This window comes from Streptomyces sp. NPDC059850 (assembly GCF_042731515.1).
Lineage (GTDB): Bacteria > Actinomycetota > Actinomycetes > Streptomycetales > Streptomycetaceae > Streptomyces.
The window spans coordinates 1-6042 of the sequence record NZ_JBHWJI010000132.1 but is presented as its reverse complement, the minus strand read 5'-3'; the positions used below and the strand labels follow the sequence as shown (position 1 = coordinate 6042).

The window sequence follows — 6042 nt, the reverse complement described above, 5'->3', positions numbered from 1 at the left end:
GACAGGAGCTAAAAGGGCTCCGGTCCGCGGCGGCGGATGGCGTTACCGCGAGGAAGGAACGGGGATCAGGGGGTGACCGGCGCCATCTTGTCGACGATGCCGGGGTTGGCGTCGATCCACTTCTGGACGCCCTCCTCCTCGTTGCCCTTGCCCGCGTCCTGGATGGACTGCTCCAGCGTGGCCAGCTCCTTCTCGGTCATGTGCCACTTCTTCAGCCACCCGTTGAACTCGGGGAACTTCTTGGGGAAGGACTTGTTGGCGAGCGTGTGGAGCTGGTTGTTGGCCCCGAAAGCCTTGTCCGGGTCCGCGAGCTTGGTGAGCTTGTACTTGCTGTACGCCCAGTGCGGGGTCCAGAGGACGACGGCCACCGGCTCCTTCTTGGCGTACGAGCGCTCCAGCTCCGCCAGCATCGCCGGGGAGGAGCCGTCGGTGACCTTGTACTCCTTGTCCAGGCCGTACTGCTTCAGCACCTTGCTCTTGAGGATCTTCATCTCGCCGGTGCCCGGTTCGATGCCGACGATCTTGCCTCCGAAGAGGTCGGACTTTCCCTTGAGGTCGGCCAGGGACTTCACGTCCTTGACGTACGACGGGACGGCGATCTCCAGCGAGGTCTTGTCGTACCACGCTCCGACATCGACCAGGTTTTTCTTGTATCTGTCCCAGTACTGCTTCTGCGCGACCGGTAGCCAGCCGTCGAACTCGACGTCGATCTGCCCGGTGCTCATCCCGGTGAACATGGACCCGACGTCGTACTGCTTGATCGACGGCTTGTAGCCGCGCTTCTCCAGGACGTTCTTCCACAGGTACGTGGTGGCGATGTCCTCGTCCCACGGGAAGTAGCCGATCTTCGGCGCGGCGCCCGCGTCCTTGCCCTTCTGGTCGGCGCCGCCGGGCACCGGGGCGAGCTTGTTCGCGATGCCGGGGTTGTCCTTCAGCCAGGCGCGCACGCCCTGCTGCTCCTTGCCCTTACCGGCGTCCTGGATGGCCGCCTCCAGGCTGGTGAGTTGCTTCTCGCTCAGCTTGAAGTCCTTCATCCACTTCGCGATCTGCGGGTTCTTCTTCGCGAAGCCCTTGCGCGCGATCGTGTCGATGTGGTCGCCCTTGCCGAAGGCGCCCTTGGGGTCCTTCAGCTTGGTGAGCTTGTACTTGTTGTACGCCCAGTGCGGGGACCACAGGGTGACCGCGATCGGCTCCTTCTTGGCGTACGAGCGGTCCAGCTGGGACAGCATCGCCGCGGTGGAGCCCTTGACCAGCTGATAGTCCTTGTCCAGGCCGTAGCCCGGCATGACCTTGTCCTGCATCAGCTTCATCTCACCGGCGCCGGGCTCGATGCCGATGATCTTCTTCTTGAAGGTGCCGGACTTGGTCTTGAGGTCGTCGAGGGACTTCACGCCCTTGACGTACGACGGGACCGCGACCTCCAGCGAGGTCTTGTCGTACCAGGAGCCGAGGTTTTCCAGCTTGTCCTTGTACTTCGCCCAGTACGTGGCGTGGGTGGCCGGGAGCCAGGCGTCGGTCTGCAGGTCGATGTTGCCCGCGGCCATACCGGTCCACAGGGCGCCGACGTCGTACGACTGCACCTTGGGCTTGAAGCCGCGCTGCTCCAGCAGCTCCTTCCACAGGAAGGTGGAGGCGACGCCCTCGTCCCAGTTGATGTAGCCGAGGTTGACCGACTGGCCCTTGCCGACGTTGGCGGAGACGGTGGGCCCGGTGTCGTCGCTGGCGAACATCTTCATGCCACCGGCGACCAGGGCCAGGACGACCACGCCGACCATGGCGACCGAGGTCGCGGGCCGCCAGTGGAGCACCCGCGAACCGCTGAGCGCCTTGGCCCGCTCCTTGGCCAGCGCGCGGCGGGCGAGCGGGGAGACGCGCTGATTGAGCGCGCTGGTCATCCGGTCCAGGTACATGGCCAGGATGACGACCGCGATACCGCCTTCGAAGCCCATGGCCACGTCGACGGAGCTGATCGCCTGGAAGACCGTGGAGCCCAGGCCCTCGGCGCCGACCATACCGGCGATGACCACCATGGACAGCGCCAGCATGATGACCTGGTTGATGCCCGCCATGATGGTGGGCAGGGCCAGCGGCAGCTGGACGCGCATCAGGGTGCGGCGCGGATGGGTGCCGAAGGCGTCGGCCGCCTCGACCAGCTCGGCGTCGACCTGGCGGATGCCCAGCTCCGTCATGCGGACGCCCGGGGGCATCGAGAAGATGACGGTCGCGACGACACCGGGGACGACCCCGAGGCCGAAGAAGAAGATGCCGGGGATCAGGTAGACGAAGGCGGGCATCGTCTGCATGAAGTCCAGCACCGGGCGGATCGCCGCGCTGACGGCGCGGTTACGGGACGCCCAGATGCCGAGCGGCACCGCGAACACGATGGTGATCACACCGGCGACCAGCACCAGCGCGAGGGTGTTCATCGCCTCGCCCCACAGCTCGATCGAATCGATGAGCGCGAAGCCGAGGAAGGCGAGGACGGCGGGCAGCAGCCCGCGCAGCCACCAGGCGAGCACCGCGAGGATGCCCGCGAGCAGCAGCGGCTCGGGCGCGCTGAGCACCGAGTTCACCCCGTCGTACATGCCCTGCACGACGGAGGAGATGAAGTCGAAGAGCCAGCTCAGGTTGTCACGGAGCCAGTTGACGCCGGAATTGATCCAGTCGCCGAGTTCGAGCCTAGGCACCGGTGATCACCTTCTTCGCGGACTCGGGGGCGTCCGGGGTGCCCGGGGACGGCGGCGTCGCGCCGTCGCCTCCGGTGTCCCCGTCGCCGAGGACGGCGAGCAGCCGCCCACGGCCGACGACGCCGACGAGGGTGCCGTCACCGTTGGTCACCGCGACCGCGGTGCCGCTGCGCGAGCAGGGGGTGAACAGCTCGGCGATCGGGGTGCTGGTGGTGACGGTGGCGGGGGCGGCGTCCAGCACGTCCTGCTCGGTACGGAGCGGCGTGCCGTCGTCGGTGGTGGTGCCCAGCACCTCGGCCGGGTCGGACATGATCGCCCCGGCGGTGAGCACCCGGGACCGGTCGACGTCCTGGGTGAACGAGGCGACGTAGTCGTTGGCCGGGGTGACCAGGATGTCCTCGGCGGTGCCGATCTGGACGATCCGGCCGTCGCGCATGACGGCGATGCGGTCGCCGAGGCGCATGGCCTCATTCAGGTCGTGGGTGATGAAGACGATGGTCTTCTTGAGCCGCTTCTGCAGCTGGACCAGCTGGTCCTGCATATCGCGGCGGATCAGCGGGTCGAGCGCACTGAAGGACTCGTCCATCAGCAGCACGTCGGCGTCGGTGGCCAGGGCGCGGGCGAGGCCCACGCGCTGCTGCATACCGCCGGACAGCTCGTCGGGCCAGGACTTCTCCCAGCCGGCCAGGCCGACCATCTCCAGGGCCTCGGTGGCGCGCTTCTCGCGCTCCTCGGCCGGTATGCCCTGGACCTCCAGGCCGTACCCGGCGTTCTCCAGCACGTTGCGGTGCGGGAAGAGGGCGAAGTGCTGGAAGACCATGCTGATCTTGTGGGAGCGCACCTGGCGCAGTTCGCGGGGGGTGAGCGCGGTGAGGTCGTCGTCGTCGAAGAGGACGCGTCCGGCGGTCGGCTCCAGCAGCCCGTTCAGCATGCGCAGCAACGTGGACTTCCCGGACCCGGACAGACCCATGACGACGAAGGTCTGGCCCGCCTCGACCGCGAAGGAGGCGTCGACGACCGCGGCCGTCGTACCCTCCGCGCGCAATTTCTCGCGGTCCGCACCGCCCTCGAGGTCGGCTACCGCCTCATCGGGTCTTCTGCCGAAGACCTTGTAGAGGCCTTCAGCTCGCAGTTTGGACACATATACCTCTCAGATCGCACCAAAAAACGACCCGCCACCCCCGCCGGCAGGTCGTGGAACAGCACGGCACCGGACCGCATGCCCTACGCAATAGTTGACTGCGCAAGTGCCTCGCTCCGGCTGCGCGCCTGCCCCGCTCCTTATGGCGTAAACCATACGGTGATCCACCTCACATTCCCAGTCCGGCAGTGTCAGTGGAGTGCGGCATCATCGAGATGTGACCCGACGTTTGATGCTTCTTGACACCGCCTCTCTGTACTTCCGCGCCTATTTCGGGGTGCCTGATTCGGTCAGGGCTCCGGACGGCACTCCGGTGAACGCCGTACGGGGGCTGCTCGACTTCATCGCCCGGCTCGTCCAGGACCACCACCCGGACGACCTGGTGGCCTGTATGGACTTCGACTGGCGCCCCGCCTGGCGCGTCGAGCTGATCCCCACGTACAAGGCGCACCGGGTCGCCGAGGAGGCGCCGGAAGGGGCAGGCGTCGACCAGGAGGAGGTTCCGGACACCCTCTCCCCGCAGGTCCCGGTGATCGACGCGGTGCTGGACGCGATCGGTATCGCCCGGGTGGGCTCGGCGGGCTACGAGGCGGACGACGTGATCGGCACGCTCGCCGGGCGCGCGACCGGGCCGGTCGACATCGTCACCGGCGACCGCGACCTCTTCCAGCTGGTCAGCGACGAGCGCCGGGCGCGGGTGCTCTACCCGGTCAAGGGCGTCGGCACGCTGCAGCTGGTGGACGAGGCCCTGCTGCGCGAGAAGTACGGAGTGGACGGCGGCGGGTACGCGGACCTGGCGCTGCTGCGCGGCGACCCGAGCGACGGGCTGCCGGGGGTGCCCGGGGTCGGCGAGAAGACCGCCGCCAAGCTGCTGGCCGCCCATGGCGATCTGGCCGGGATCATGGCCGCGGTCGACGACCCCGGCTCCAAGCTGACCCCCACCCAGCGCAAGCGGCTGGACGAGGCGCGGCCGTATCTCGCGGTCGCCCCTAAGGTGGTCCGCGTCGCCTCGGACGTCCCGCTGCCCCCGTTCGACGCCGCCGTACCGCGGGCGCCGCGCGACCCGCGCGCGGTGGACGCGCTCGCGGAGCGCTGGGGACTAGGGGGATCCTTGCGGCGAGTGCTCTCCACCCTTGAGGGATAAGGTGTTAGGTTAGCTTTACCTAACCATTGTCGATCAAGGAGGCCGCCATGGCGGAACGTCCGGCCCGTAAGCGTCCGCGGCCGCACCGGGCACAGGTGGTGCGCACCGACCGGCTGACCCCGCACATGGTGCGGGTGGTGCTCGGTGGCGACGGCCTCGCCGAATTCAGCGCCGGTGAATGGACCGACCACTACGTCAAGCTGCTGTTCCCCGCCGCGGGCGCCGCGTATCCGCAGCCGCTGGACCTGGAGCGGATCCGCGAGGAGCTGCCGCGCGAGCAGTGGCCGGTCACCCGTACGTACACGGTGCGGGCCTGGGACCCGGCGGCCCGCGAGCTGACCCTCGACTTCGTGGTCCACGGCGACGAGGGCCTGGCCGGGCCGTGGGCGGCGCGGGTGCGGCCCGGCGAGGAGATCTATCTCCAGGGACCCGGCGGCGCCTACGCCCCGCACGAGGACGCCGGCTGGCATCTGCTCGCCGGTGACGAGAGCGCGCTGCCCGCGATCGCCGCCGCGCTGGAGCGGCTGGCCCACCGGCCGCAGGGCGCGGGCAGCTCTCCGGTGCATGCCTTCATCGAGGTCGAGGGCCCGGAGGAGGAGCACAAACTGGCCGTGCCCGAGGGGGCCGAGGTGGTGTGGCTGCACCGGGGCAGCGCGCCGGTCGGCGAGGCGCTGGTGGCGGCCGTCCGCGGGCTGGACTTCCCGGCCGGTCAGATCCACGCGTTCGTGCACGGCGAGGCGGGCTTCGTGAAGGAGATCCGCCGCTATCTGCGGGTGGAGCGCGAGGTGCCGCGCGAGTGGCTGTCCATCTCCGGCTACTGGCGGCGCGGCCACAACGAGGACGGCTGGCAGGCCTCGAAGCGGGAGTGGAACCAGCAGGTGGAGGCCGAGCAGGAGGGGGCGCGGCCCGAGGAGGCCGCGGCGTAGGACACCGCGCGGGACCGCGACGCTGCTACGGCGGGGGGGGGGGGGGGGGGGGGGGGCCCCCCCCCCCCCCCCCCCGGGGGGGGGGGCGGGGGCTGCGGCGCCGGCCCCCAAAACGAGCGGATGAACAAAATCAAAACCCCCCAG

The 6042-nt window shown here is 69.1% G+C and carries 4 protein-coding genes; 2 read left to right on the top strand and 2 right to left on the bottom strand.

Annotated elements, in window-relative coordinates; translation table 11 throughout:
- Positions 1 to 65 precede the first annotated feature (65 nt).
- Positions 66 to 2687: an ABC transporter permease/substrate binding protein gene (locus ACFV9T_RS42485; protein WP_385449190.1), complete on the bottom strand. Its 2622-nt coding sequence runs from the start codon at positions 2685 to 2687 to the stop codon at positions 66 to 68.
- Positions 2680 to 3828 (bottom strand): glycine betaine/L-proline ABC transporter ATP-binding protein, encoded by a 1149-nt coding sequence (locus ACFV9T_RS42480; RefSeq protein WP_385449187.1) that lies wholly within the window; start codon positions 3826 to 3828, stop codon positions 2680 to 2682. The genes ACFV9T_RS42485 and ACFV9T_RS42480 overlap by 8 nt, the downstream gene beginning before the upstream one ends.
- A 232-nt stretch (positions 3829 to 4060) precedes the next feature.
- On the opposite strand from ACFV9T_RS42480, the gene ACFV9T_RS42475 reads away from it, so the two are divergent.
- A complete protein-coding gene (locus ACFV9T_RS42475; RefSeq protein WP_385449191.1) occupies positions 4061 to 4972 on the top strand; it encodes a 5'-3' exonuclease H3TH domain-containing protein in 912 nt (303 codons plus the stop codon).
- Positions 4973 to 5019: 47 nt separating this feature from the next.
- Positions 5020 to 5898, top strand: coding sequence for a siderophore-interacting protein (locus ACFV9T_RS42470; RefSeq protein ID WP_385449184.1), 879 nt, complete (start codon positions 5020 to 5022; stop codon positions 5896 to 5898).
- The last annotated feature ends 144 nt before the right edge of the window (positions 5899 to 6042 follow it).